This window comes from Pararhizobium sp. LjRoot238 (assembly GCF_964252955.1).
GTDB lineage: Bacteria > Pseudomonadota > Alphaproteobacteria > Rhizobiales > Rhizobiaceae > Pararhizobium.
This window is the reverse complement of the sequence record NZ_CAXUPP020000001.1, coordinates 1,863,886-1,888,218: the sequence shown is the minus strand read 5'-3', so window position 1 is coordinate 1,888,218 and position 24,333 is coordinate 1,863,886. Positions and strand designations below refer to the sequence as shown.

General features: G+C 62.3%; 22 protein-coding genes. 13 read left to right on the top strand and 9 right to left on the bottom strand.

Going from position 1 to position 24,333, the window contains the following annotated elements; genetic code table 11:
- Window positions 1-23 precede the first annotated feature (23 nt).
- The 6 genes from ACSQ3F_RS09235 to ACSQ3F_RS09210 all read left to right on the top strand — a co-directional run bounded on the left by ACSQ3F_RS09235 (window position 24) and on the right by ACSQ3F_RS09210 (window position 8,539).
- Entirely contained in the window at window positions 24-1,034 is a 1,011-nt protein-coding gene (locus ACSQ3F_RS09235) for a ligase-associated DNA damage response exonuclease (protein ID WP_436102091.1), read from the top strand.
- 3 nt (window positions 1,035-1,037) lie between these two features.
- The gene (locus tag ACSQ3F_RS09230; protein WP_436099940.1) at window positions 1,038-2,687 is read left to right on the top strand and encodes a cisplatin damage response ATP-dependent DNA ligase; all 1,650 of its coding nucleotides are present in this window, start codon (window positions 1,038-1,040) and stop codon (window positions 2,685-2,687) included.
- A gap of 158 nt (window positions 2,688-2,845) precedes the next feature.
- Entirely contained in the window at window positions 2,846-3,034 is a 189-nt protein-coding gene (locus ACSQ3F_RS09225) for a DUF3008 family protein (protein ID WP_436099939.1), read from the top strand.
- 96 nt (window positions 3,035-3,130) lie between these two features.
- The gene (locus ACSQ3F_RS09220; protein WP_436099938.1) at window positions 3,131-5,803 is read left to right on the top strand and encodes a bifunctional diguanylate cyclase/phosphodiesterase; all 2,673 of its coding nucleotides are present in this window, start codon (window positions 3,131-3,133) and stop codon (window positions 5,801-5,803) included.
- Between the two features lie 465 nt (window positions 5,804-6,268).
- Entirely contained in the window at window positions 6,269-6,613 is a 345-nt protein-coding gene (locus ACSQ3F_RS09215) for a hypothetical protein (RefSeq protein WP_436099937.1), read from the top strand.
- A gap of 477 nt (window positions 6,614-7,090) precedes the next feature.
- On the top strand, window positions 7,091-8,539 hold the full coding sequence (locus ACSQ3F_RS09210) for an efflux transporter outer membrane subunit (protein ID WP_436099936.1): 1,449 nt from the start codon (window positions 7,091-7,093) through the stop codon (window positions 8,537-8,539).
- 146 nt (window positions 8,540-8,685) lie between these two features.
- On the opposite strand, the gene ACSQ3F_RS09205 is transcribed toward ACSQ3F_RS09210, so the two are convergent.
- Window positions 8,686-9,951, bottom strand: coding sequence for an ATP-binding protein (locus ACSQ3F_RS09205; protein ID WP_436099935.1), 1,266 nt, complete (start codon window positions 9,949-9,951; stop codon window positions 8,686-8,688).
- Window positions 9,952-9,953: 2 nt separating this feature from the next.
- Window positions 9,954-10,667 (bottom strand): response regulator, encoded by a 714-nt coding sequence (locus ACSQ3F_RS09200; protein ID WP_436099934.1) that lies wholly within the window; start codon window positions 10,665-10,667, stop codon window positions 9,954-9,956.
- A 355-nt stretch (window positions 10,668-11,022) separates the two neighbouring features.
- On the opposite strand from ACSQ3F_RS09200, the gene ACSQ3F_RS09195 reads away from it, so the two are divergent.
- The 6 genes from ACSQ3F_RS09195 to mnhG are packed head-to-tail and all read left to right on the top strand — an operon-like array spanning window position 11,023 to window position 17,049.
- Window positions 11,023-13,935: a monovalent cation/H+ antiporter subunit A gene (locus ACSQ3F_RS09195; protein ID WP_436099933.1), complete on the top strand. Its 2,913-nt coding sequence runs from the start codon at window positions 11,023-11,025 to the stop codon at window positions 13,933-13,935.
- Complete coding sequence (locus ACSQ3F_RS09190) at window positions 13,935-14,270, top strand: Na+/H+ antiporter subunit C (protein WP_436099932.1); 336 nt, start codon at window positions 13,935-13,937, stop codon at window positions 14,268-14,270. The genes ACSQ3F_RS09195 and ACSQ3F_RS09190 overlap by 1 nt, the downstream gene beginning before the upstream one ends.
- A 6-nt stretch (window positions 14,271-14,276) precedes the next feature.
- Complete coding sequence (locus tag ACSQ3F_RS09185; protein WP_436099931.1) at window positions 14,277-15,902, top strand: monovalent cation/H+ antiporter subunit D; 1,626 nt, start codon at window positions 14,277-14,279, stop codon at window positions 15,900-15,902.
- A gap of 3 nt (window positions 15,903-15,905) precedes the next feature.
- A complete protein-coding gene (locus ACSQ3F_RS09180; protein ID WP_436099930.1) occupies window positions 15,906-16,394 on the top strand; it encodes a Na+/H+ antiporter subunit E in 489 nt (162 codons plus the stop codon).
- On the top strand, window positions 16,391-16,672 hold the full coding sequence (locus ACSQ3F_RS09175; RefSeq protein ID WP_436099929.1) for a K+/H+ antiporter subunit F: 282 nt from the start codon (window positions 16,391-16,393) through the stop codon (window positions 16,670-16,672). The genes ACSQ3F_RS09180 and ACSQ3F_RS09175 overlap by 4 nt, the downstream gene beginning before the upstream one ends.
- Window positions 16,669-17,049 (top strand): monovalent cation/H(+) antiporter subunit G, encoded by a 381-nt coding sequence (gene mnhG, locus ACSQ3F_RS09170; protein ID WP_436099928.1) that lies wholly within the window; start codon window positions 16,669-16,671, stop codon window positions 17,047-17,049. Before ACSQ3F_RS09175 ends, mnhG begins: the two co-directional genes overlap by 4 nt.
- 2 nt (window positions 17,050-17,051) lie before the next feature.
- On the opposite strand, the gene cobM is transcribed toward mnhG, so the two are convergent.
- Entirely contained in the window at window positions 17,052-17,810 is a 759-nt protein-coding gene (gene cobM, locus ACSQ3F_RS09165) for a precorrin-4 C(11)-methyltransferase (RefSeq protein WP_436099927.1), read from the bottom strand.
- Between the two features lie 26 nt (window positions 17,811-17,836).
- A complete protein-coding gene (cbiE, locus tag ACSQ3F_RS09160) occupies window positions 17,837-19,078 on the bottom strand; it encodes a precorrin-6y C5,15-methyltransferase (decarboxylating) subunit CbiE (protein WP_436099926.1) in 1,242 nt (413 codons plus the stop codon).
- Between cbiE and ACSQ3F_RS09155 the strand changes: the two genes are divergently transcribed.
- On the top strand, window positions 19,077-19,847 hold the full coding sequence (locus tag ACSQ3F_RS09155) for a cobalt-precorrin-6A reductase (RefSeq protein ID WP_436099925.1): 771 nt from the start codon (window positions 19,077-19,079) through the stop codon (window positions 19,845-19,847). The genes cbiE and ACSQ3F_RS09155 overlap by 2 nt on opposite strands.
- Here the strand turns inward: ACSQ3F_RS09155 and ACSQ3F_RS09150 are convergent.
- From ACSQ3F_RS09150 to cobF, 5 genes are all read right to left on the bottom strand, one after another.
- Window positions 19,811-20,575 (bottom strand): precorrin-3B C(17)-methyltransferase, encoded by a 765-nt coding sequence (locus tag ACSQ3F_RS09150; protein WP_436099924.1) that lies wholly within the window; start codon window positions 20,573-20,575, stop codon window positions 19,811-19,813. The two genes, ACSQ3F_RS09155 and ACSQ3F_RS09150, sit on opposite strands and share 37 nt — an antisense overlap.
- Window positions 20,572-21,309: a precorrin-2 C(20)-methyltransferase gene (locus ACSQ3F_RS09145; protein WP_436099923.1), complete on the bottom strand. Its 738-nt coding sequence runs from the start codon at window positions 21,307-21,309 to the stop codon at window positions 20,572-20,574. Before ACSQ3F_RS09145 ends, ACSQ3F_RS09150 begins: the two co-directional genes overlap by 4 nt.
- Window positions 21,306-21,938, bottom strand: a complete 633-nt coding sequence (locus tag ACSQ3F_RS09140; RefSeq protein WP_436099922.1) for a precorrin-8X methylmutase — start codon at window positions 21,936-21,938, stop codon at window positions 21,306-21,308. The genes ACSQ3F_RS09145 and ACSQ3F_RS09140 overlap by 4 nt, the downstream gene beginning before the upstream one ends.
- Before the next feature lie 2 nt (window positions 21,939-21,940).
- Window positions 21,941-23,311, bottom strand: a complete 1,371-nt coding sequence (gene cobG / locus ACSQ3F_RS09135) for a precorrin-3B synthase (RefSeq protein WP_436099921.1) — start codon at window positions 23,309-23,311, stop codon at window positions 21,941-21,943.
- Between the two features lie 146 nt (window positions 23,312-23,457).
- A complete protein-coding gene (gene cobF / locus ACSQ3F_RS09130; RefSeq protein WP_436099920.1) occupies window positions 23,458-24,228 on the bottom strand; it encodes a precorrin-6A synthase (deacetylating) in 771 nt (256 codons plus the stop codon).
- Between the last annotated feature and the right edge of the window lie 105 nt (window positions 24,229-24,333).

Genomic DNA, 24,333 nt, shown 5'->3' with positions numbered 1-24,333 from the left:
GATTGCCAGCTATCTTCGTTTCCATGAAACCGGAAACGCTGCTCTACCCGACGCCCAAGGGTCTCTTTTGCGAGAAGGGCGGCTTTTATATCGATCCCGTCCAGCCGGTCGAAAAGGCACTGATCACCCATGGCCATGCGGACCATGCGCGCGCCGGCCACACCCATGTGCTGGCGACGCGGGAGACGCTGGACATCATGCGCATTCGCTATGGCGATGCCTTCTGCGTTAGCGCGCAAGCAGCCGTGCTCGGCGCCCGAACCACCATCGGCGATGTCACCGCCGGCTTTCATCCGGCCGGCCATGTTCTTGGTTCGGCGCAGATCGCGGTGGAGGCGGGCGGCACGCGCATCGTCGTTTCCGGCGACTACAAGCGCCGCCGCGACCCGACCTGCGTCGCCTTCGAACCGGTTCCCTGCGATGTCTTCATCACCGAGGCGACATTTGGTTTGCCGGTCTTCCACCATCCCGACGATCGTGGCGAGGTCGCCAAGCTTCTTACCTCGCTGCGTCAGTTTCCCGAACGCGCCCATCTGATCGGCGCCTATGCGCTCGGCAAGGCGCAGAGGATCATCGCCCTTTTGCGGGAAGCGGGCTACGACCAACCGATCTTCATCCATGGCGCGTTGGCCAGGCTCTGCGATTACTACGAGGAACGAGACATCAGCCTCGGCGACATTCGCCCGGCAACCCTTGACGTACAGGACAAACAATCCTTTGCCGGAGCAGTCGTCATCGGCCCGCCTGCCGCCTTCGCCGACAAATGGGCGCGACGCTTCCCCGATCCCGTCGCGATCTTCGCTTCCGGCTGGATGCTGGTGCGCCAGCGGGCCAAGCAGCGCGGCGTCGAATTGCCGATGATCATTTCGGATCATTGCGACTGGCCGGAACTCACCGAAACCATTCGTGAGATCAACCCGGGCCAGGTCTGGGTGACGCATGGCCGCGAGGAGGCCCTTGTGCGCTGGTGCGAATTGCAGGGCATCGCCGCCCGGCCGCTGCATCTCGTCGGCTATGACGACGAAGGGGAATAGCCGATGCGCGCTTTCGCCGAACTGCTCGACAGGCTGGTCCTTACCCCGCAGCGCAACGCCAAGATCAAGCTGATGGCGGACTATTTTCGCGACGCCCCCGATCCCGATCGCGGCTACGCACTGGCCGCGATCGCCGGCACGCTGACCCTGAAGACCGTGAAGCCGCAGGTCTTGCGGCAGCTTGTGCTGGAGCGGATGGACGAGGTGCTGTTCCGCTATTCCTATGATTATGTCGGCGACCTCGCCGAAACGATCTCGCTGGTCTGGGAGAGACAATCCGGCGGCGAAAAAGCGGAGCAGGATCTTTCGCTCGGCGCCGTCATGCACCAGCTCGAAATGGCCGGACGCGCCAATGTGCATGGACTCGTCCGCAACCTGCTTGATCAGCTCGAAGGCTCAAGCCGCTTCGCCTTCCTCAAGCTCATCACCGGCGGCTTGCGCATCGGCGTTTCGGCACGGCTCGTCAAGCAGGCGCTTGCCGACATGGGCAATGTCGATATCACCGAGATCGAGACGCTGTGGCATGGCCTGTCGCCGCCGTACACGGCGCTGTTTCGCTGGCTCGACGGCAAGGCGGACAAGCCGGAACTGAACGTGCCGGCCGTCTTTCACGCCGTGATGCTGGCAACGCCGGTCGGCGACAGCGACCTTGCTGCGCTCGACCCCAAGGACTTTGCCGCCGAGTGGAAATGGGACGGCATCCGCGTGCAGCTTGCCAATCTGGCAGGCATGCGCCGGCTCTATTCGCGCAGCGGCGACGATATTTCCGGTGCTTTCCCGGATATCCTGGAGGCGGCCGACTTCGAGGGCATCGTCGATGGCGAGCTGCTGGTCGGCGGCACGATGCGCACCAACCGCGCCACCCGGACCTTCTCCGACCTGCAGCAGCGGCTGAACAGAAAGACCGTGACCCGCAAGATGCTGGAGGAATATCCGGCCTTCATCCGCGGCTACGACCTCTTGTTTACCGGCCGGCGCGATATCCGGCAGGAAAGTTTCCTGACGCGGCGGGCGGAGCTTTCCGCGCTCATCGAAAAGGCAGAACCGTCCCGTTTCGATCTTTCGCCGCTCGTCCCTTTTTCGAGCTGGGAGGAACTCGACCGGCTGCGCGCCGATCCGCCTGATCCCGTCATCGAAGGCATCATGCTGAAGCGGCTGGATTCGCCCTATACGTCCGGCCGGTCGAAGGGACCCTGGTTCAAGTGGAAGCGCGAGCCGTACAACGTCGACGCTGTGCTGATGTATGCGCAACGAGGGCACGGCAAGCGGTCGAGCTATTACTCCGACTTCACCTTCGGCGTCTGGACGGAAGGCGACGGCAAGGACGTGCTCGTGCCGGTGGGCAAGGCCTATTTCGGCTTTACCGACGCGGAGCTCGAAGTCCTCGACCGCTATGTGCGCAACAATACCGTCGAAAGGTTTGGTCCGGTTCGCTCGATCCGGGCCGAGCCGGACCATGGTTTTGTGGTCGAGGTTGCCTTCGAGGGCATCAACTTTTCCACCCGGCACAAATCCGGCGTCGCCATGCGTTTCCCGCGCATTTCCAGGCTTCGACCGGACAAACGACCGCGGGAGGCGGATCGGCTTGAAACACTGCTGGCGATGATCGGCCAGCCTGACGGCAATCTGGATGAGGTGAGGGAACCAATTTAGCTTGACAAGTGTTAGAGCATGATGCCGAAAAGTGTAAGCGGTTTTCGGGCGACATCATGCTCTACTTCTTTAATTCTAGAGCGGATTCAGATTTTAGGTCGATTCGACCTAAAATCATCCGGCTCTAGTCGGCAGCATCTGACCGAAGGAGAAAGACGATGCCTGCGAAATCCCAAGCCCAGCAGAAGGCGGCCGGCGCAGCCCTCGCCGCCAAACGCGGCGACATGAAGAAATCCGAGCTCAAGGGTGCTTCCAGGAGCATGGAAAAATCCATGTCGGAAAAGGAACTCAAGGAACTGGCCGAAACAGATCGTAAGAAACTGCCGGAGAAGAAAAAATCCAAGTAAGCGCGCGACCTGAAATCAGGACTTTGCGGCACATATTGTTAAGACGGCTTTGCAACAATGCGGCCCGATTGCTGGAAGAACGGCTTTGGGGCTTGCGTGTTTTCGAAATTATCGACCGTATTTAGAACGTCAAAGATTGCTCGGTTTTTCAAACCGAACTATCTGCCGACCTATGTTGCTCTCGTGATCGTCGCCATGGCGGGAATATTTGCCGAGCAGCAAAACCGCGCGGTGCATGCCGCCAACGCCCGCGCGTCCGTCGCTGCTGAGCTTGACCCGATCCGTTCGCGGCTTGAAGCCAATATCAATGGCGATATCCAGCTCGTCCGCGGCCTGATCGCGACGATTGTGACAGAGCCCGGCATGACCCAGAAGCGGTTCTCAGATCTGGCACGCAACCTTTTCAACGAGCGCTCGCGGCTGCGCAACATCGCGGCCGCGCCAAATCTCGTCGTCTCTCTCGTCTATCCGATGAAGGGAAACGAGAAGGTCTTGGGGCTCGATTACCGCAAGAACGAGAACCAGCGTGCTGCGGCGATGCGCGTTCGCAACTCCGGCAGGATGGTGCTGGCCGGCCCACTCGATCTGGTTCAGGGCGGCAAGGGCCTGATCGGCCGCTTCCCGGTCTCTCTTTCCGTGGGCGGCGGGTCAAACCGCTTCTGGGGCATCGTCTCCGCGATCATCGACGTCGATCGGCTCTATCGGGACAGTGGCCTTCTTTCGCCAACGCTGGACCTCGACATCGCCATCTCGGGACGTGATGGGCTGGGCGAAGACGGCGCGTTGTTCTATGGCGACAGTGCTGTCAAAGGCGCCAATCCGGTCGAAGTCAGCGTCTTTCTGCCGGGCGGTTCCTGGGTAATCAGCGCCGTGCCGAAGGGTGGGTGGGTCGACACGCCGCCGAACGCATGGCTGATCCGAAGCCTCATTCTGCTCGGTGGCCTCTTCATCCTCGTACCGATGTTCGTCACCGGCCGGCTGATGCAGGAGCGGCAACGCAACATCCGGGTGCTTGAGCACAACAAGGACCAATTGCAGGAACTGTCCTATCGCCTGAAGATCGCACTCGATGCATCGCAGATCGGCATTTGGGAGCTCGACATTTCCTCCGGCAAACTCCTGTGGGACGACCGGATGAAGGAGCTCTACGGCCTGCGCGGCGACGTCCGCGAGGTCTACGAGGACTGGCGCGATGCGCTGCATCCGGACGACCTGCAAAGGGCAGAAGAGGAATTCAGCGACGCCCTTCTCCATGGCGCAAATTATATCTCGCAATTCCGTATTCGCCTGCCCGGTAACCAGACACGGCATATCCGCGCGGTCGGTTCGATCTATACCGGTGCCGGAGGCCGAGAAAAAATCGTCGGCGTCAACTGGGACGTGACGGCTGATGTCGAAAACAGCGAGCGGCTTGAAGCAGCCAAAGGACAGGCCGAGGCGCACAGCGCCGAACTGGAAGCTGCCCGGCATCGCATGGAATTCAATGCCCTGCACGATCCTCTGACGGGGTTGCCGAACCGGCGCTACCTCGACGAGATTCTGGCCGATAGACGTGCCAGCGCCGCGACGCAGGACCTCGCCAGCATTTTCCACATCGATCTCGATCGCTTCAAGGAAATCAACGACACCCTCGGCCACGCGGCCGGCGATGAAATCCTGCGGCATGCCGCCCGGATCCTGCGCGCCAACACCGGCGACGACGATTTCGTCGGCCGCATCGGCGGGGACGAGTTCGTCATCATCTCCCGCAATGGCGGCGTCGAGGGCCATGACGCCGCACTCGCACAGCGCATCATCGATGCCATGAGCGTGCCGGTCAAATACAAGGAGCAGGACTGCCGCATCGGCGTGAGCATCGGCATCGCACACCAGGCGAAACGGGAGGAGGCGCTGACCCACGTACTGGTAAACGCCGACATTGCGCTCTACGAAGCAAAGCGCCGCGGCCGCAACCGGCACGAAGTTTTCACCCATTCGCTGAAGACGGCGGTTTTCAAGACGAAGCAGACCGCGGACGAAATCCTGCGGGGGCTCGAGCAAAACGAATTCATCGCCTATTTCCAGCCGCAATTCTGCCCGACCAGCCTGGACATCACGGGCGTCGAGGCGCTGGCGCGGTGGGACCACCCGACCAAGGGATTGCTGGCGCCGCACGCCTTCCTCAAGACGGCGGAGGACATCAACGTCCTTTCCGAGATCGACCAGAGGATTCTCGAACAGGCCCTCTTCCAGTCCCGCCGCTGGGAAGCGAGCGGCATCGATATTCCAAAGGTATCGGTCAACCTCTCCTATCACCGGCTGCATGACGAGAAACTGATTGACCGCCTCAGCCAATTGATTATTCCGAAGGGTAAGGTCTCGTTCGAATTGCTGGAATCGATTTCATTCGACGAAAGCGACATGACCGTTCTGTCCAATATCGAGCAGATCAAAAACCTCGGCATCGACATTGAGATCGACGACTTCGGCACCGGCTATGCCTCGATCGTCAGTCTTTTGAAGCTCACGCCGCGCCGCCTCAAGATCGACCGGCAGCTGGTTATCCCGATCCTCACCTCTGCGAAACAGCGCCAGCTTGTCGCCTCGATCATCGACATCGGCACATCGCTGGGCATCGAAGTCATCGCCGAAGGCGTCGAAACGATGGAGCATGCCCGCATCCTCAAGGATCTGGGCTGTCATGGCCTGCAAGGCTATGCCTTTGCCCGGCCGATGAGCGCCAATGACCTCGCCAATTTTGCGCGTGAGCGGCGGTGGCTCGCCGCTTGATTCGCTTGCTCATTTCGTGATTCGCGCATAGCACGGCCGTTGACACGGAGATCAGCCGCATCTGCAAGCTGCGCACGGGCAAATCCGACGCCGGCACCTGTATCGATTTGTTTCCGCTGTCGACATTTTTGTATTGCAACGTTTCCTCTTTGTGTCTCCGCAACCAAAGAACATGTCTGGAAAGCGAAATTTCCAGCCCGCCGATAAACGCGCCATTGAGAACATCGCTGCGCCCGCGCAGCCGGCGGCGGAATAATCTTTTCAGAAACCTCGGAAACCGGCACCTCTGATAGTCAGATCGTCCTCTTTCAGCAGATGGTGACAGAACAGGCACGTATCCGGGATGTTTCCAGCCCCCATTTCCTCAGGAAAACAGTGGTGATTTCTTAAAGATTGCGGTCAGCTTTCGTTAGTGGATCGATGCGTTTCCTCATACGTCCGAAACGAAAACGCAAAGGAAACAAAATGGTTGGAGCGATTTCAAGCACCTCACTCCTATCGACGTCGAGTACCAGCAGCACGAGCAGCAACAGCAGTGCCCAGATCGCTTCCCTGCAGGCGCAGATCGAAGCCAAGCAAACCGAACTTGAAGACGCCAAGACCGAGGATGACAAGGCGGAAATAACCGAGGAAATCGCCGAACTTCAGGCGAAGCTCAAAGCGCTGGAAGCGGCGGAAGCTCGAAAGGCCCAGGCGCAGCAGATGGCAGCTTCGAATGGTCAAAGCGGCCAGGAGGAACCGGCCACCCTCATCGGCACCCGCAATTTCCAGGACGGCGAGCAGTTCGGCAACCGCGAACTCTGGGTCTGACCGCCTCCTGATCGGGCAGGCGTGACATCGGGCAGGCATGACGCGGCCCGCGATCGATATCATGAGCAGCTTGAACCGTCATCGGCGATGATCGCCGGACGCAGGCTGCTCCTGCAACGTCAACCTCAGAGCGCGCGACCTTCGACCGCGCCGGAAGCAATTCGATACCGCATCGAAAAACTTTAGATACGCGCAACCTTTATGGGTCATGCTGTCTTTGGTGATTCGGGCGACCCGCTTGGCCAAAAACGGAGCGCTGGCAGGAAAATTACCGCCTGCCGGGAAATTTTCTCCATGCCCCTTGAAATCAGAGGCGACATGGCCAATCCGTGGCACTTGGGAAACACCTGACCCTGGGGATGGCCCTTTTACCCCCCATCTTTGCAATTGTTCCCTCGCCAGCGGCGCGGAAAATGTTAAAGACGGGAAAAGTGAATCGTTTGTTACCGGCTCGGGACGGGCCGGATGGGGATCCAGATGAAAACAGCAAAAGTGCTCCTTCCTTTGAGCCTTCTTCTTCTTTCCGGCTGCGTTGTCGGCCCCAACTATCAGGCTCCTAACGCAGCACTGCCGGCAAAATTCTCGCAAGGCGGCCATGCGGAAGCTGCCGATGTAACGCTGAACCCCTGGTGGGAAGCCTTCCGCGACAAGAAATTGAACGGCCTCGTCGCCCAGGGCATGGGTGAAAACCTTGATGTCCAGCAGTCGCTGGAGCGTATCATCGAAGCCCGCGCCAGCGTCATCGTTGCCGGCGCCGGCGGTCTGCCGGAAATCAACGCGGGCGGATCCGCCACGGTCGAAGGACAGGATGGCTCTTTCCGTCGAAACAGCGGCTCAGGCGATCACAGCGAAACCAAAACGCTCTCTGGCGGTTCCGATGCATCCTGGCTGATCGATTTGTTCGGCCAGTATCGCCGCGCCAAGGAATCGGCGAATGCTTCGCTCGACGCCGCCTACGATGACGTCAACGTCGCTCGTCTCGCCTATCTCTCTGACCTCACCACGTCCTATATCGAGGCGCGCTACAACCAGGAAGCCTACGCACTGCAGCAGCAGAGCCTCGCCTCACGGCGCGAAACCCTGAAGCTGACGGAGGACATCAAGGCGGCGGGTGCGGCTTCCAGTCTCGACGTCGTTCAGGCGGAAGGCCTCGTGAACTCGACGCTCGCCGAATTGCCTGGCTATCAGACAGGGTTCAATCAGTCAGCAAACCATATCGCCACCCTGCTCGGCCTGCCGGCGACCTCCGTCACCGCCAGCCTGACCAAGGGTTCGGCGCAACCTTCGCCGCGCTATAACACCAAGGCCGGCGTTCCCGCCGACCTGGTCCGCAACCGTCCGGATATCCGCAGGGCAGAGCGCCAACTGGCAGCTGCCACGGCATCGATCGGCGTCGCTGAAGCCCAGCTCTATCCGAGCCTGACGCTGAGCGGCTCCATCGATGGTTCGCGCATCGTTGCTTCCGCTGCCAGCGGCGGTCTCACCAGCTGGTCCTTCGGTCCAAGCCTCAACATACCGATCTTCAACGGCGGCCGGCTGAAGGCCAATGTCGATATCGCCAAGTCCTCCGCTCAACAGCAGTATCTCGCCTGGAAGCAGACCGTGTTGAACGGCGTCGAGGAGGTCGAGGACGCGCTGGTTGCGCTGCGCAACGACTACGCGACCGTCGCGGCACTGCGCAAGGTCGTCGATTCCTACGAGGAGGCGCTTGGACTTGCGCGCGAAAGCTACAAGGGCGGTGCGACCTCGCTGCTCGACGTTCTCGATGCGGAACGCTCGCTCGCGACGTCGCGGGTCGCGCTCGCGGCCGGCATCCGCAACCTGGCCAACAACTACGTTGCCTTGAATGTCGCCCTCGGCGGCGGCTCGGCCATCGAGCCGCCGGACAGTAAGGCCAACGAGGGCAAAACGTCCGCAGGTTACTGACGGCACAGACATGAAAATATAGAGCGCGGCTGATTTCGATCGGCCGCGTTTTTCGTTTGCAGCATCGATAGGTCCGCGACGCTGCCCTCGCAGTTCTTTAAAGGATCACAAACGTCGAGGAATGGTCGGCGCGGGGAAACCTGCAATCAATCCTGCGCAGGCGTACACAGCGGCAGGCGAACGGTTTGCAGGAGGCCGCCTTCGCTGCGGTTGACGATGGTGATCGTGCCGCCGTGGTTTTCGATGATCTCACGCGAGATGGCGAGACCCAGACCGGCACCGGGCACAAGCTGCCGGCGCGCCTGATCGACACGGAAGAACGGCTCGAAGACGCGGTCGAGCAGGTTCTGCGGGATGCCGGGACCGCTGTCGGCGATCGTCAGCACGGCTTCCGCCCCATTGCTGGAAAGAGCGACACCGGCGCCCTGACCATGCGTCGCGGCATTCACCACAAGATTGCGGATGGCGCGCTTCAGCGCAAAGGGCGCACCCTTGACGAAGACGGGCGCGATCGCGCCCTGCTCGACGGGCATGCCTGTTTCGCGGATCTCTGCCGCGACCGAACGAACAACCGCGTCCAACGCCACCTGTTCCCGCGCGACTGGGCTGACCTCTTCACGCACCAAACGGATAGCACTATCGGCGATATGATCGAGTTCCTCGAGATCCTTGAGCCAGGATTGCCGGTCGTCGCCATCGCCGACGAACTCCGCCCGAAGCCGCATGCGCGTCATCGGCGTGCGCATATCATGACCTGCAGCCGCAATCATCCGCATGCGGCTCGATACCGCCGCATTGAGGCGCGTCGCCAGACGGTTGATGGTCTTTGCAGTCGTACGCACTTCCATCGGCCCGGTTTCCGGCAGTTCCGGAATGATGCCGTCAGGCCGGATCTTGGCGATCGTCTCGTCGAGGAGGCGCAGCGGCCGCATCATCACGTTGCTGGCATAGATCGCGATACCAGCCATGCCGATCGCAACGAGGGTGAGGTAGGCGGCAAGCGGCAGAAGAGGAAACGGGCCGGGGCCGGGCCCAGGGAAATCCAGGTAAGCCCAGCGGTCACCATCAAGGCGAACGGCAATACCCTTGGAATGCGGCTTGAAGCTTTCCAGCACGACGACCTCGGATGTGTACCCCTTGCGCCTGCCTTCGGCGCGAACGTTGTCCGTATGCTCCTGATCGATACGGTTCTGCGTCGGCTTCTGCAGTATTCGGATGTGCATCTTTTCCGCGGCAGACGGGTCCGCCCGCAGCAACAGGGCCGCGAGTTCCGCCCGTTCGGCCAGTGCGAGATCAAACGCGGCTTCCGGTGGCCTGCGCAGCAATGTCGCCGTCACGAAGGCCGCGGCGACCAGCACCAGAACCACCGAGATGACGAGCAGCGCCGTAAACCGGGTGCGCAGCGACCACATGGCTAGTTGCTCCGTTCAACCGGAACCGCGAGCTGGTAACCCTTGTTGCGCACCGTTTTCAGTATGTTGAACACGCTGGCATCGCCGAGCTTGCGGCGCAGCCGGCTGACAAGAATGTCGATCGAACGGTCGAAGGGGTCGGCGGTCCGCCCTTGCGTTAGGTCGAGCAGGGACTCGCGCGAGAGAACGCGGCCAGGACGCTGCAGGAAGACCATCAGTAATTCGAACTCGCCGCCGGTCAGATCGACGGGCGTGCCGTCGGGAGACAGCAGGGTGCGGCTTTCGATATTCGCGACATAGTTGGCAAAGACATATTGCCGCCCCCCTGCGGGCTGCGGGTCGCTGCGGCCACGCCGCAGGACGGCTCGGATGCGAGCGGCCAGTTCACGCGGGTTGAACGGCTTGCCAAGATAGTCGTCGGCGCCGAATTCGAGGCCGATGATCCGGTCGACATCTTCCTTCAGCGCCGTCAGCAGGATGACCGAAAGCTGCGGCGCACGCTCGCGCAACGCACGGCAGAGATCGAGCCCTGACCCATCCGGCAACATGACGTCGAGAACGAGAAGATCGATCTTCAGTTCCGCGAGCTTTGCCTCGCACTCGCCCTTGCTGCCTGCAAGGCTGACACGAAAACCCTGCCCGTCCAGATATTTTCCGAGCAGGCGGCGAATCTCGAGATCGTCATCGACGACCAGTATGTGCGGTGTTGTGTCCATGCCGCACTTATACCAGCGGCGGACCAAAACGCACGCAGCCCGGCCGGCCGACACGGCCGTTTTCTGTGTCGAAACATTTCCGGCCATGGGGCAATTACATTCCGTTACAAAAAATCGCCCGAATATTTCCGGAAATGCGCATCGAAACCAATTGCCGCAGGCGGTGGATTTTATAGTGTCGATGGGTTGGCATTACTGCTGAAATCACACATAAAAAACACTAGGCCCCTGCACCCTTCGCGGCGCGCTTCGGGCACCCGCCACGGCACACGAACGCTATGGCATTCGCGGGCCCGTCGCGGTCCTTTCAGTCGGAAAGATTTGAGGAAACGGGCACATCGAGATCGCGGAAACATTGCTTCTGGTCCTCGTCCTCGCACCTTTCGCGGGAAGCCTCGCTGCAATCTGCATTCCGACCGACAAGGGCACCGCCGCCGCCTGGTTTTCCGGAAGCGTCGCCCTCTTTTGCCTCGCGACAGCGGCTGGTCTCTATCCGATCGTCGCGTCCGGCGAGGTCCTTCGCTACGAAGTGAACTGGCTCCCGGAACTCGGGCTGAATTTCACCCTGCGCATGGATGGTTTTGCCTGGATGTTCGCGAGCCTGGTGACGGCGATCGGCCTGCTCGTGGTCGTCTACGCCCGTTACTACATGTCGACCAGCGATCCCGTGCCGCGGTTCTTTTCGCTGTTCCTCGCCTTCATGGGCGCGATGCTCGGCCTCGTCCTTTCCGGAAATCTCATTCTGCTGGCGATCTTCTGGGAAATGACCAGCATCGTCTCCTTCCTGCTGATCGGCTACTGGCACCACAATGCGCATGCCCGCGAAGGCGCCCGCATGGCGCTGACGGTCACCGGCACCGGCGGCCTGTGCATGTTCGTCGGGCTGATGCTGATCGGCCATATCGTCGGGAGCTACGATCTCGATCTTGTCCTCTCTTCGGGCGACCTGATCCGCAACGATCCACTCTACGCGACCGTGCTGATCCTCATCCTGCTCGGCGCACTGACCAAGAGCGCGCAGTTCCCGTTCCATTTCTGGCTGCCGCATGCCATGGCCGCACCGACGCCGGTCTCGGCCTATCTGCACTCGGCAACCCTCGTCAAAGCCGGGATCTTCGTGCTCACCCGGCTGTGGCCGGTCATGGCGGGCACCGACGCGTGGTTCTGGATCGTGGGTATGACCGGGCTGAGCACGCTGCTGCTCGGGGCCTATTTCGCGATCTTCCAGCAGGACATGAAGGGCCTGCTCGCCTATTCAACGATCAGCCATCTCGGCCTGATCACCGTGCTGCTCAGCCTCGGCAGCCCGCTGGCGGCGGTCGCCGCGATCTTCCACACGATGAACCACGCAACCTTCAAGGCGTCGTTGTTCATGGCGGCGGGCATCATCGACCATGAAAGCGGCACGCGCGACATGCGACGACTGAGCGGCCTCTTCAAATACATGCCCTTTACCGCCACACTCGCCATGGTCGCCAGCGCCTCGATGGCCGGCGTGCCGCTGCTCAACGGCTTCCTGTCGAAGGAAATGTTCTTCGCCGAGGCGATCGAGACGCACAAATACAACATCCTCGACACGGTGACCCCCTATGTCGCGACGCTGGCGAGCATGTTTGCCGTGACCTATTCGCTGCGCTTCATCCACAGCGTCTTCTTCGGCCCGCCGCCCCACGACCTGCCGAAGATGCCGCACGAACCGCCGCGCTGGATGCGCGCGCCGATCGAATTCCTGGTGCTCGCCTGCCTCGTCGTCGGTATCGTCCCCTCCTGGACCATCGGCCCCTTCCTGCATACGGCCGTCAAATCGGTGCTCGGCGATGCAACGCCGGTCTACAGTCTCGCGGTCTGGCATGGCTGGAATGTGCCGCTGCTCATGAGCTTGATCGCGCTTGTCGGCGGCGGCGGCCTGTTCCTGATCATGAAGTCCTACCTCGCCACCAGCATCGAGGGTCCACCCTTCTTCCGTCGTCTCGAAGGCCAGCGCATTTTCGAGCGCGTGCTCGTCACGCTGTCGTGGAAATGGGCGCGGTCGATCGAGATGCGGGCCGGCACACGCCGCCTGCAGCCGCAGATGCGCATCCTGGTTGCCGTTGCTTTACTCGCCGGCGCGATCACATTGCTTTCGCAGGGCTTCAAGCCGGCGGCGATCGTTCTGCGCAGCATCGATCCGGCCTTTGCGCTGATCTGGCTGATCGGCATAGTCTGCGCCGTCGGCGCTGCCTATCAGGCGAAATTCCACCGGCTGGCGGCCCTCGTGCTGCTCGGCGGCGCCGGGCTCGTTACCTGCATCACCTTCGTCTGGCTTTCGGCGCCCGATCTCGCGGTCACGCAGCTGCTCGTCGAGATCGTCACGACGGTTCTGATCCTGCTCGGCCTGCGCTGGCTGCCGAAACGGATCGAAGACCCCGACGACCCGGAAATGATGACGATGCCAGTGCGCCTGCGCCGTCTGCGCGATCTGGCTTTCGCCCTGTTTGCCGGCCTCGGCATGATGCTCGTCTCCTACACGATGATGAGCCGCGAGATGCCGGAGACGATTTCGAGTTATTTCCTCGAGCGCGCCCACAAGGAGGGCGGCGGCACCAATGTCGTCAACGTCATCCTCGTGGATTTCCGCGGCTTCGACACGCTCGGCGAGATCGCCGTGCTCTGCATCGTGGCGCTGACGGTGTTTGCGCTGCTCTTGCGCTTCCGCCCGGCGACCGAAAGCCTGGAAACGCCCGAACAGCAGCGCGTGCAGAACGCCTATGACGACGAGCATCCGCACCGCAAGACGGGCGACAGCATCGCTGAATACCTGCTCGTACCTTCGGTCATCATGCGCTGGATGTTCCCCGTCGTCGGCATGCTGGCGGCCTTCCTGTTCTTCCGCGGTCACGACCTGCCGGGCGGCGGTTTCGCGGCCGGCATCGCCATGTCGATCGGTTTCATCCTGCAATATATGGCCGGCGGCACGCGCTGGGTCGAGGAACGGCTGCGCATCCACCCGCTGCGCTGGATGGCGATCGGCCTTGTCATTGCCATCGCAACTGGCCTTGGTTCATGGCTGTTCGGCTATCCGTTCCTCACCTCGCATTCGCAATACGTTTCACTCCCGGTCGTCGGCACGGTACCGCTGGCCAGCGCGATCCTGTTCGATCTCGGCGTCTTTTCGCTTGTGCTGGGTGCCACCGTGCTGATCCTGATCGCACTCGCTCACCAGTCCGTACGCGCACCGCGGGCGCAGGCCATCCGGGCGGCGAGAGCGGCTGCGAAGGAGACCGCGTAATGGAACTCGTGCTCTCCGCAGGCATTGGCGCACTTACCGCGTCGGGCGTCTGGCTCCTGTTCCGGCCACGCACTTATCAGGTCATCATCGGCCTGTCGCTGCTCTCCTACGCCGTCAATCTCTTCATCTTCGGGATGGGGCGCCTCAGGGTGAATGCGCCGCCGCTGCTGGAGCCCGGCGGCGCCGGCGGGCTCTTGACGCACACCGATCCCATCCCCCAGGCGCTGGTGCTGACCGCCATCGTCATCGGCTTTGCCATGACGGCGCTCTTCCTCGTGGTGCTGCTCGCCTCGCGCGGCTTCACCGGAACCGACCATGTGGACGGCAGGGAGTAGCGCGGCGTGAACTGGCTTCACCACCTGATCGTCCTGCCGATCCTGCTGCCGCTGGTCACAGCGGCGGTATTGATCCCCGTCGATGAGCGCAATCGCACGCCGAAAGGCGTCCTGGGTTTTGCCTCGACCATGGTGGTCTTTTTTGCCGGTGTCATTCTCATGCGGGCGGCGGCCACGTCCGGCGATGGAGATTCCGGAGCGATCGTCTATCTGCTCGGCAACTGGCCCGCACCCTTCGGCATTGTCCTCGTGCTCGACCGCCTGTCGGCGCTGATGCTGGTCCTCACCTCAGTTCTGGCGCTGGCTGCACAGGTGTTTTCGATGTCCAAATGGCACCGGGCGGGACACCATTTCCATTCGCTCTTCCAGCTCATGCTGGCAGGGCTGAACGGCGCCTTCCTCGCCGGCGACCTTTTCAACCTGTTCGTCTTCTTCGAAATGATGCTGGCGGCCTCCTATGGGCTGCTGCTGCACGGCTCGGGGCCGATGCGCGTCAAGGCCGGCCTGCACTATATCGCCGTCAACCTCGCCGCATCCTCGCTGTTCCTGATCGGCGTCGGCATGATCTATGGAGCGACCGGCACGCTCAACATGGCCGACCTTGCGCTGCGGATCGGAACGATCGGTCCAGAAAACCGGATGCTGATGGAGGCGGGGGCTGCCCTTCTCGGCATCGCCTTCCTCGTCAAGGCCGGCATGTGGCCGCTCGGCTTCTGGTTGCCCGCAGCCTATTCGGCCGCAACACCGCCGGTGGCCGCGATCTTCGCCATTCTCACCAAGGTCGGCGTCTATATCCTCCTGCGGCTTTCGCTGCTGCTCTTCGGCAGCGATGCCGGGAATTCCGCCGGTTTCGGACAATCGATCCTGCTCTACGGAGGCTTGCTGACCATCGGTTTCGGAGCGATCGGCGTCCTTGCCTCACAGGCGATGGGCAGGCTGGCGGGTTATTGCGTGCTGGTTTCCTCCGGCACGCTGATCGCCGCCATCGGTCTCGGCAATGGTGCGGTCATCGGCGGCGCGCTGTTCTATCTCGTCAGTTCGACGCTGACGATCTGCGCCTTGTTTCTCCTGATCGAACTGGTGGAACGCGCCCGCGACGCCGGCGCCGACGTTCTGGCCGTGACGATGGAGGCCTATGGGGATATTGACGAGAACGAGGAGGAAAAGGAGGAGGGCGTTGCCGTGCCCGGCACGATGGCCGTTCTCGGCCTTTGCTTTTCTGCCTGCGCCGTGCTGCTTTCGGGCCTTCCGCCGCTCTCCGGCTTCCTTGCGAAATTCGCCATGCTGCATGGCCTTTTCAATCCCGGCAGCTTCGGCGGCGACGCGCCGGTTTCGGGAGCGGAATGGACCTATACCGCGCTGCTCATCCTGTCCGGTCTCGCCGCGATGATCGCGATGAACCGCGTCGGCATCCGCACCTTCTGGACTTCGATCGAAGGTACCATCCCGCGCGTCTTCCTGATCGAGATCGCCCCGGTCCTCATGCTTCTGGCGGTTTGCGCCTTCTTGAGCCTGCAGGCCGGCTCGGCGATGCGCTACATGGATGCCACCGCCAAGGCGTTGTCCGAGCCGCAAAACTACATCGGCCGGGTAATGTCGGCGCCGCGCGCCGGCCCGACGGGAGGGGAATGAGCCATGCGCTACTGGTTCCCCTATCCGTTGCTCTCCTTGTCGCTTCTTGCTCTCTGGCTGCTGATCAATCAGTCGATTTCGCCCGGCCATATCATGCTCGGCAGCGCCCTCGGTATTTCATGGGCCTGGATCATGGTCAACCTGCAGCCAGACAAGACCCGGCTGCGGAAATTTCGCCGGATTGCCGTCCTGACAGGACACGTCGCCATCGATGTGTTTCGCTCCAATCTGGCGGTCATGGGCGTGATCCTGCGTGGCAGGAGCCGTCCGGTGAATTCCGGTTTCGTGACGATCGACATCGGCCTGCGTGATGACAATGCGCTGGCGCTACTCGCCTGCATCCTGACGGCGACGCCCGGCACGGCATGGCTGGAATTCGACCGGCAGACCGGCGTTCTCACGATCCACGTCCTCGACCTTGAAAACGCAGAGCGTTGGTCAGACCTGATCAGGCGCCGCTACGAGGCCCCGCTGAAGGAGATATTCGAATGAACGAACTCTTCATCATCTGGTCGATTCTCGCCTCTCAGATATTGCTTGGCCTGGCAATGGGATGCGCCCTGTTTCGCATCGTCCGGGGTCCGCGCGCGCAGGATCGCATCCTTGGTCTCGATGCGCTCTATATCAACGCCATGCTGCTTCTTTTGACATTCGGCATGCGCACCGCCAATTCGATCTATTTCGAAACGGCCCTGATCATCGCCCTGCTCGGCTTCGTTTCCTCGATCGCCTTTGCCAAATTCCTGATGCGCGGCGAGGTGATCGAATGAGCCATTTGACCGACCTTCCAGTCTGGGCGGCGATCCCGGTCTGCCTTCTGCTTCTCACCGGTTCGGCGATCACCCTGGTCGGCTCGATAGGGCTGATCAGGCTGAAAACCTTCTACGGGCGCCTGCATGCGCCGACGCTCGGCTCCAGCGCCGGCACCATCCTGATCTGCCTCGCATCGATGATCGCCTTTGCCGTGCTGCGGGACCGCTGGATTTTCCACGAGATCCTGATCGTCATCTTCATCATCCTGACGACGCCGGTGACGCTGATGCTGCTTGGCCAATCGGCGCTCTACCGCGATCGCATCGAAGGCAGCAAGGACGTACCGCGCAAGACGACGGGCCAGGAGCCCGACCTTTCGGCGTTGGATATCTGAAATTATTCGCGGCCGCGGAACCGGCGCTGGTAGGCCGCATCATAGAGCGAACTCTCGCGAAAGCCGGCCGCGTCCAATGTCCGCCCGACGAAGATCAGTGCCGTGCGCTCGATCGGATCGGCGGCAACCTTCGCCTCGATATCGCCAAGCGTTCCGCGCACCACGCGCTCGTCCGGCCAGGACGCCTTGACGACGATGGCGACGGGGCAATCGGCGCCATAGAGGGGTGTCAGTTCCTTCACCACCTGCCCGAGCGCGTGGATCGCCAGATGGATTGCCAGCGTCGCGCCGGTGGCGCCGAACCCGGCCAGCGTCTCCGCATTCGGCATCGGCGAGGCGCGGCCGGAAACACGGGTCAGCACCAGGCTCTGGGCGACGGCGGGAATGGTGAGTTCCCGGCCAAGGGTGGCGGCCGCCGCCGCAAACGCCGGAACCCCGGGGGTCATCGTGTAATCGAGCCCGTGTTTTTCCAGCCGGCGGATCTGTTCGGCAACGGCGCTCCAGACCGAGAGATCGCCGGAATGCAGGCGCGCAACATCATGGCCCGCCACAGCGGCCTTCAGATATTCCGCCTCGATCTCATCGAGCGACATCGGCGCGGTATCGACGATGCGCGCACTCTTCGGGCAATATTGCAGCAGTTCCACCGAGACGATCGAGCCGGCATAGAGGCAGACCGGGCAGCGGGCGATCAGGTCGCGGCCGCGAACGGTGATCAGGTCTGCGGCACCCGGGCCAGCGCCGATGAAATGAACTGTCATGCTGCTTCCTCTTGAAAATTCCAATGTCACGGCTTAACCCATGACCATTGCGTGACCGGCATCGCCGGACGCCAGCCCGTCATCGCGCCAACGGGCGAAGCGCGGGCGATATCGATACGGATGAGCGAGCCACCCAGCCGGGCGTGGTGTTCCAGAAGCACGGCTTCCATCTGTGTCGTGACGGCATTCGCAACCATGCGGCCACCGGGCTTCAAGGCCGCAAGGGCTGCGTCCATGACACCGTCTTCGCTGCCGCCACCGCCGACGAAGATCGCGTCCGGACTTGGCAACCCTGTTAGCGCAGCAGGAGCAGTGCCCTGAACGATGGTTAGTCCCGGCACACCCAAACTTGCGGCATTGCGCCTGATGCGTTCCGCACGCTCTGCGGAACCCTCAATGGCGATTGCCTTCATGGCCGGATCGGAGAGCATCCATTCGATACCGATCGAACCGGAGCCGGCGCCGATATCCCAGAGCAATTCGCCACGACGTGGCGCCAGCGCTGACAGGGTCAACGCGCGGATTTCACGCTTGGTGATCTGGCCGTCATGTTCGAACAGGCCGTCATCCAGCCCCTTCGTCAGCGGCAGGACACGCGCGCCTCCGCCCGCCACGACCTCGACGGCGCAGATGTTCAGCGGGTTGATGGCGTTCAAGGAAAAGTCAGACGCAATCTGTGCGGTAACCCGCTCATGCACCCCGCCCAAAGCCTCGAGCACGGTCAATTTCGATTGGCCAAACCCACTCGCGGCAAGCAACGCAGCAAGTGCCGCCGGGCCATGCTCGTCCGAGGTCAGCGCAAGCACGCGGTTGCCCGGCTGAAGATGCGGCCGGATCAGATCGATGGGCCGGCCATGCAGGGACACAGTCACCGTGTCCTGCAGCGCCCAACCAAGACGAGAGGCTGCCAGGCTGAAAGAGGACGGTGCCGGGAACACCCGCATCTCGGAAGGATCGATGTGCCGGGCGAGCGTGCCGCCGACGCCGAAGAAGAACGGGTCGCCGGAGGCGAGTACCACGACGGGCGTGCCACGAAGCGCGATGACAGCTTCAACAGAGCGCTCGAACGGGCTCAGCCACACATGGCGCTCGCCATGGATCGATGGCCCGGCCAATTCCAGATGACGCGCCCCGCCGAAGACGATCGAAGCCGCGGCGATGCAACGCTTGGCCTCGTCGCCCAGACCCGCTAAACCATCTTCGCCGAGGCCGACGATCGTCAGCCAGGGCATATTGTTGCCGGAAGACAGGGACTGACCGTCAGACATGAGCAGACACCGCATCCTGATCCTCGGCGGCACGACCGAAGCGCGCAATCTGGCGGCCGCCTTGGCACACCGCGTGGATTGCGACGTGCTGCTTTCGCTGGCAGGGCGCACGGCCGAGCCCATGGCTCAACCGGTACCCGTGCGCAGCGGCGGCTTCGGCGGCAGCGACGGACTTGCCCAATTCCTCAAGGCGGAAAAGTTCAACCTCCTGATCGACGCGACGCATCCCTTCGCGGCGCGGATTTCGCAGAACGCGGCGTTGGCGGCAAAAGAAACCGGAATTTCTTTTTTTTCCCTGCGCCGTCCCGGCTGGAAACGGCAGCCCGGCGATCGCTGGACCAGCGTTTCTTCGGTTATTGCTGCAGCCGGAGCACTGGGCGAAACACCGAGACATGTCTTTCTCGCCATCGGCCGGCAGGAGGCTTTCCACTTCGAAAGCGCGCCGCAGCACCGCTACCTGATCCGCAGTGTCGATCCCGTTACGCCGCCGCTCGGCGTTCCCCATGCACGTTACCTGCTCGCGACCGGTCCGTTCGAGGAAGAGGCGGAAAGGAAGCTTCTGATGGACAACAGGATCGAGGTCATCGTCGCCAAGAACAGCGGCGGCACGGCGACCTACGGCAAGATCGCGGCCGCCCGCGCGCTCGGCATCGAGGTGATCATGGTCGAGCGCCAGCAACCGGCCGATGTCCGCACCGTGGGTACCGTCGAAGAAGCGCTCGGCCTTGTCGATCACCTTTTCTCCCCGGAAATGAACCGCGGCGTGTAGACGAGGTCTGCTTTGCCCGGACGTGGGATGATCCGCGTTTCCGGCGAACCGATGATGACGCAAGTCGCCATGTCGGCCTCCTGCGCGTTGGCGGTTGCGAGTGGCATGACCAGCATGCGCTCATCGGCGCGGCCGGCGGCGCGGCCGAAGATCACCGGCGTTTCCCCGGGCAGCACCGTGCGCAGGATGTCGAAGGCTTCGCCCAGTTGCCAGGGCCGCGCCTTGCTGATCGGATTATAGAGCGCGATCACCAGACCGGCCTCCGCCACCAGCTTCAGCCGGCGCGTGATGACGTCCCACGGCTTGAGGTTATCCGAAAGCGAAATGGCGCAGAAATCATGGCCAAGCGGCGCGCCGATGCGAGCGGCGACGGCGAGCATCGCGGTGACGCCGGGTGTGACGACGAGGTCGATCCCGCGCCATTCGTCCGGCCCCTTGTCGATCGCCTCGCAGATGGCTGCGGCCATGGCGAAGACGCCGGGGTCGCCGCCGGAAACGACGCAGACATTGGTTCCTTCAGCCGCATGGCGAAGCGCCGCCTGAGCGCGATCGAGTTCCTCGCGGTTATCCGAGGCGATACGGTTCTGATCCGGCCGCAGCGACAAGCGATCGAGATACGGACCATAGCCAAAGAAATCCGTCGATTTCGACACGGCATCGACCGCCTCCGGCGTCATCTGCTGCGGACCGCCAGGCCCGGTGCCGATCACAAAAAGCGTGCCGCTCATGGCCTGTCCTTCCAGCCGGGCACCAGCACCAGTGAGAAATAGGGCGCCTCGTCATCGGCCTTTTCGGCAAGCGGGACCATGGCGGAATTGGCCATCGTGCCCCGTTCGACATAGACGGCCTGGCTGAGCTTGCCGGCGGCTGCGAGCGCCCGGCGGATTTTCGGCAGGTTGCGGCCGACCTTCATGATCACGGCAGCCTCCGTATCGCCGAGACGGCGAACGAGCTGCGTCTCGGCCATGGTACCGGGAAGGACGGAGAGGACATCATCGCCCTGCACGATCGGCAGGCCGGCGAGCGACCAGCAGCCGGACATGGCGGTGATGCCCGGAATGACCTCCACCGGGAAGCGCCCTGCAAGGCGCACATGCAGATGCATATAGGAGCCGTAAAACATCGGGTCACCTTCGCTGAGGATCGCAACCGTGCGCCCTGCCTCCAGGTGCTCTGCAACGGCAGCGGCCGATGCGTCGTAAAAGCCGGTGATCTGGCTCTTGTAGTCGTCTTGCTCCTTGTCGATCTCGACCGTCACCGGATAGTAGAGCGGCAGTTCGATCAGGCCCGGCTTCAGCAGTCCCTCGACCACGGCGCGGCCGTTGCCGCGCCGCCCTTCCTTGGCGAAATAGGCGAGCACATCGGCTGCTTCCAGCGCCCGGACGGCCTTGAGGGTAAGGAGTTCGGGATCACCCGGACCGGTGCCGACACCGATCAGCCTGCCTGGAGAAAGCGCGCTCAAAGGCCCGGCCTCGCCAGCGAATTGACGGCGGCCGCCGTCATCGCGCTGCCGCCAAGCCGGCCGCGCACGATGGCATAGGGCACGCCATAGGAATTTTCAGCCAGCGCATCCTTGGATTCCGCTGCCCCGACAAAACCGACCGGCATGCCGATGATCGCTGCCGGTTTCGGCGCGCCGTCACGCAACAGTTCCAGGAGATAGAACAGCGCCGTCGGCGCATTGCCGATGGCAACCACGGAGCCGGCCAGACGCTGGACCCAGAGCTTCAACGCCGCCGCCGAGCGGGTATTGCCGATCTCGCGCGCGATGTCGGCGGTCTGTGGCTCGCGAAGGGTGCAGATCACGTCGTTATCGGCCGGCAGGCGCGCGCGCGTGATGCCGTGGGAAACCATGAAGGCATCGCAGAAGATCGGTGCGCCGTTCTTGAGAGCATTGCGGGCAGCCGAAACGAAACCGGGGGCGAATTCGAAATACTGGGCCGCCTCCACCAATCCGCAGGCATGCACCATGCGAACCGCGAGATCGGCCTCGTCTTCGGAAAAACGGGAAAGATCGGCCTCGCTGCGGATAATGGCAAAGGACCGCTCGTAGATGGCGTCGCCATCCCGGATATAATCGTATTCAGGCATCTCTATCCCTGTTGAACCGCGGCGGTGATGACCTCCGCTCCGAGCCGTGTAAGGCAGGACCGTGCCGATTCGCCAGCCCGTTTCCTCTGCCGCACCAGCGCCTCGAGGCGTTCCATCGCGGATCTTATCGTTTTCTCTTCGATGTAGGCGTTCGGCGCGGCCGAGGCAGGGCCATTTACGACAAGGCCATAGCCCATTGGCGCAGCCGTGATCGTCAGCGCCGAGGCGGAGGGTTTGGCGCAACCTTTTGCGCAGCCGGAGACGTGGACGGTCAGCGAGCCATCGAGAAGCGAGGGCGCGGCCTCGATCACCTGTTGCGCGACGGCCCGTGTATCAATCAAAGCCGAAGCACAGGCGGCGATACCGGCGCAGGCGGCAATGTGATTGCGCGGATCGCCCGGAAAGGCCCGCATACCGTGACCGAGCGCCAATGCCTGTGCGGCGGCGATCCGATCGGGGGCTATCCCGAGCACCATGAGCGCATGATCGGGCGCCAGCCGGATTTCCGTCGCGCCGAAAATCTCCAGCGCCTCAAGGAATATTCTGAGCTCATGCGAACGGATTTGACCGAAGGACAGACCAACGCCCAACGCCGTGCGATCTGCGCCAAGGTCGTGGATACCGGAGGAATTTGGCGCAGGCTCCACTCGCTCGACTGCATCGACATCGGCCATCGAAACGAGGCTGGCCCGCAACGCAGCGGCGTCGATGTCGCGCGCGCGGGCACTGTCGCCCATCGCGGCAAGCGTTTCCAGAATGGTCATAACGGCCGGGACGACCGCCAACTCATCCAACAAGGCGATCCGCCTGGATGTCGCTTCCGTCCCGGCAAGGGCCAGCAGCCACAGCGTTTTTCTGCCGATGCGGACGGCGCGCAGGCGGATATCGGCGGTTATCTCTCCGAGATGCAGGTGCCCGCCACCGTCAACCGTGATCGACAATTTCGGCGCAAGAGCAAGCCGTGGCTCACATGCCGCAACCGTCGCCCGCAGTTGCGCAGCGAGAGGCAGGGGATTGACGATCTCGGAGGGATCCAACCCCGCAAGCGGCGGCGTTTCAATTGCGAGACCCTCGGTAATTTCGATGCCGACTTCGGCGATTTTCATGGCAAGGAGCGACACGGTCTCCGCTCTCAGACCACGGATCTGCAGGCTTCCTCGAGCCGTGACTTCCAGAATGCCATTTCCGCAGACTTCGGCAGCCTCCGCCATGGCAATCAACTCGCGCAGCGCAAAGCCAGGCTTTGCCGGGCGCAGGCGCACGAGAAGGCCGTCGCCCGTCACCATCGGCGTTGCCAGCGACGGACAAGCGCCGCGGCGCATCGAGGATCGATGTCCGGCCGGATTCTCAACTGGTGCAGCACAGATCGTCATCGCGGTTGGCTGGTCATCCCCCATTTCATCAAAGGCGCGGCCTGTTGTTTCAGATCGCCGTCCGATCCGTCCATATAGCATTCTATAACAGGGACAAACCAGTCGCCATGCGACACGGCGGACAACGGGGTCGACCGCGCCGGTCGCTATTCCTCGAAATCCCTGCCCTTTTGCAGGAGATAGATATCCATGATCCAGCCGTGCCGTGCCCTTGCTTCCGCCCGGGTTTTCAGGATTTCACCTTTCACGTCGGCGAGCCGGCCGGAGATAACGATTTCCTGCGCCGTGCCGAGATAGGCGCCCCAGTAGATCCGCGCATCCGGATCCTCGATCGTCATGAAGGCTTGCTCGCCATCCAGCATGACGACTGCCGTCTCGGTTTTCTCCGGAAAGCTCTCGGCAAGCCGGCGCCCCGTGGTGATCTCCACCGGCTTGCCAACGAGATTGAGCGGTATCCGGTGGCTGGCGGCCAAGGCCTGGATGCTGGTGATGCCGGGAATGACCGAATAGTCGAAGGTCACCGTGCCCAGGGCGCGAACCCGCTCGACGATGCGGATCGTGCTGTCATAGAGCATCGGATCGCCCCAGACGAGAAAGGCGCCGGTCTGGCCGTGCTTCAGCTCTTCGAGCAGCAACCGTTCATAAGCCGTAGCGATTGCGGCATGCCACTGATCGACACTCTGGTGGTAGGAGCGCTCCGCCGTCTGACGGACGGGGATCGCGAACTCGACGACGCGGCTCTGCGGCCGTGTGACATAACGCGACACGATATCGCGGCGGATATCGGCAAGCTGCGCCTTTGCCTCGCCCTTCGTGGGGATGAACAAAACGTCGGCACTGTTCAGCGCGTTGATCGCCTGAATGGTCATATGTTCCGGATTGCCGGTGCCGATACCCACGATCAGAACGTTTTTCATGCCCAAGCCCTTGTCACGCCGCGTCCTCGTCTTTGGCCGATTGACCGGACTGAGGCAAGGCTGCGCAAGCGCCTGACCACCTGAGCTACAGCCTAAATATCCGAT

What these genes read in the sequence shown, in the direction of transcription:
- ACSQ3F_RS09235 (WP_436102091.1), top strand. Translation starts at nt 24, where the DNA reads ATGAAACCGGAAACGCTGCTCTACCCGACGCCCAAGGGTCTCTTTTGC.
- ACSQ3F_RS09215 (WP_436099937.1), top strand. Translation starts at nt 6,269, where the DNA reads ATGGTTGGAGCGATTTCAAGCACCTCACTCCTATCGACGTCGAGTACC.
- ACSQ3F_RS09200 (WP_436099934.1), bottom strand. Translation starts at nt 10,667, where the DNA reads ATGGACACAACACCGCACATACTGGTCGTCGATGACGATCTCGAGATT.
- ACSQ3F_RS09230 (WP_436099940.1), top strand. Translation starts at nt 1,038, where the DNA reads ATGCGCGCTTTCGCCGAACTGCTCGACAGGCTGGTCCTTACCCCGCAG.
- cobM (WP_436099927.1), bottom strand. Translation starts at nt 17,810, where the DNA reads ATGACAGTTCATTTCATCGGCGCTGGCCCGGGTGCCGCAGACCTGATC.
- cobG (WP_436099921.1), bottom strand. Translation starts at nt 23,311, where the DNA reads ATGACGATCTGTGCTGCACCAGTTGAGAATCCGGCCGGACATCGATCC.
- ACSQ3F_RS09175 (WP_436099929.1), top strand. Translation starts at nt 16,391, where the DNA reads ATGAACGAACTCTTCATCATCTGGTCGATTCTCGCCTCTCAGATATTG.
- ACSQ3F_RS09150 (WP_436099924.1), bottom strand. Translation starts at nt 20,575, where the DNA reads ATGAGCGGCACGCTTTTTGTGATCGGCACCGGGCCTGGCGGTCCGCAG.
- ACSQ3F_RS09205 (WP_436099935.1), bottom strand. Translation starts at nt 9,951, where the DNA reads ATGTGGTCGCTGCGCACCCGGTTTACGGCGCTGCTCGTCATCTCGGTG.
- cbiE (WP_436099926.1), bottom strand. Translation starts at nt 19,078, where the DNA reads ATGTCTGACGGTCAGTCCCTGTCTTCCGGCAACAATATGCCCTGGCTG.
- ACSQ3F_RS09190 (WP_436099932.1), top strand. Translation starts at nt 13,935, where the DNA reads ATGGAACTCGTGCTCTCCGCAGGCATTGGCGCACTTACCGCGTCGGGC.
- ACSQ3F_RS09155 (WP_436099925.1), top strand. Translation starts at nt 19,077, where the DNA reads ATGAGCAGACACCGCATCCTGATCCTCGGCGGCACGACCGAAGCGCGC.
- mnhG (WP_436099928.1), top strand. Translation starts at nt 16,669, where the DNA reads ATGAGCCATTTGACCGACCTTCCAGTCTGGGCGGCGATCCCGGTCTGC.
- ACSQ3F_RS09225 (WP_436099939.1), top strand. Translation starts at nt 2,846, where the DNA reads ATGCCTGCGAAATCCCAAGCCCAGCAGAAGGCGGCCGGCGCAGCCCTC.
- cobF (WP_436099920.1), bottom strand. Translation starts at nt 24,228, where the DNA reads ATGAAAAACGTTCTGATCGTGGGTATCGGCACCGGCAATCCGGAACAT.
- ACSQ3F_RS09180 (WP_436099930.1), top strand. Translation starts at nt 15,906, where the DNA reads ATGCGCTACTGGTTCCCCTATCCGTTGCTCTCCTTGTCGCTTCTTGCT.
- ACSQ3F_RS09210 (WP_436099936.1), top strand. Translation starts at nt 7,091, where the DNA reads ATGAAAACAGCAAAAGTGCTCCTTCCTTTGAGCCTTCTTCTTCTTTCC.
- ACSQ3F_RS09140 (WP_436099922.1), bottom strand. Translation starts at nt 21,938, where the DNA reads ATGCCTGAATACGATTATATCCGGGATGGCGACGCCATCTACGAGCGG.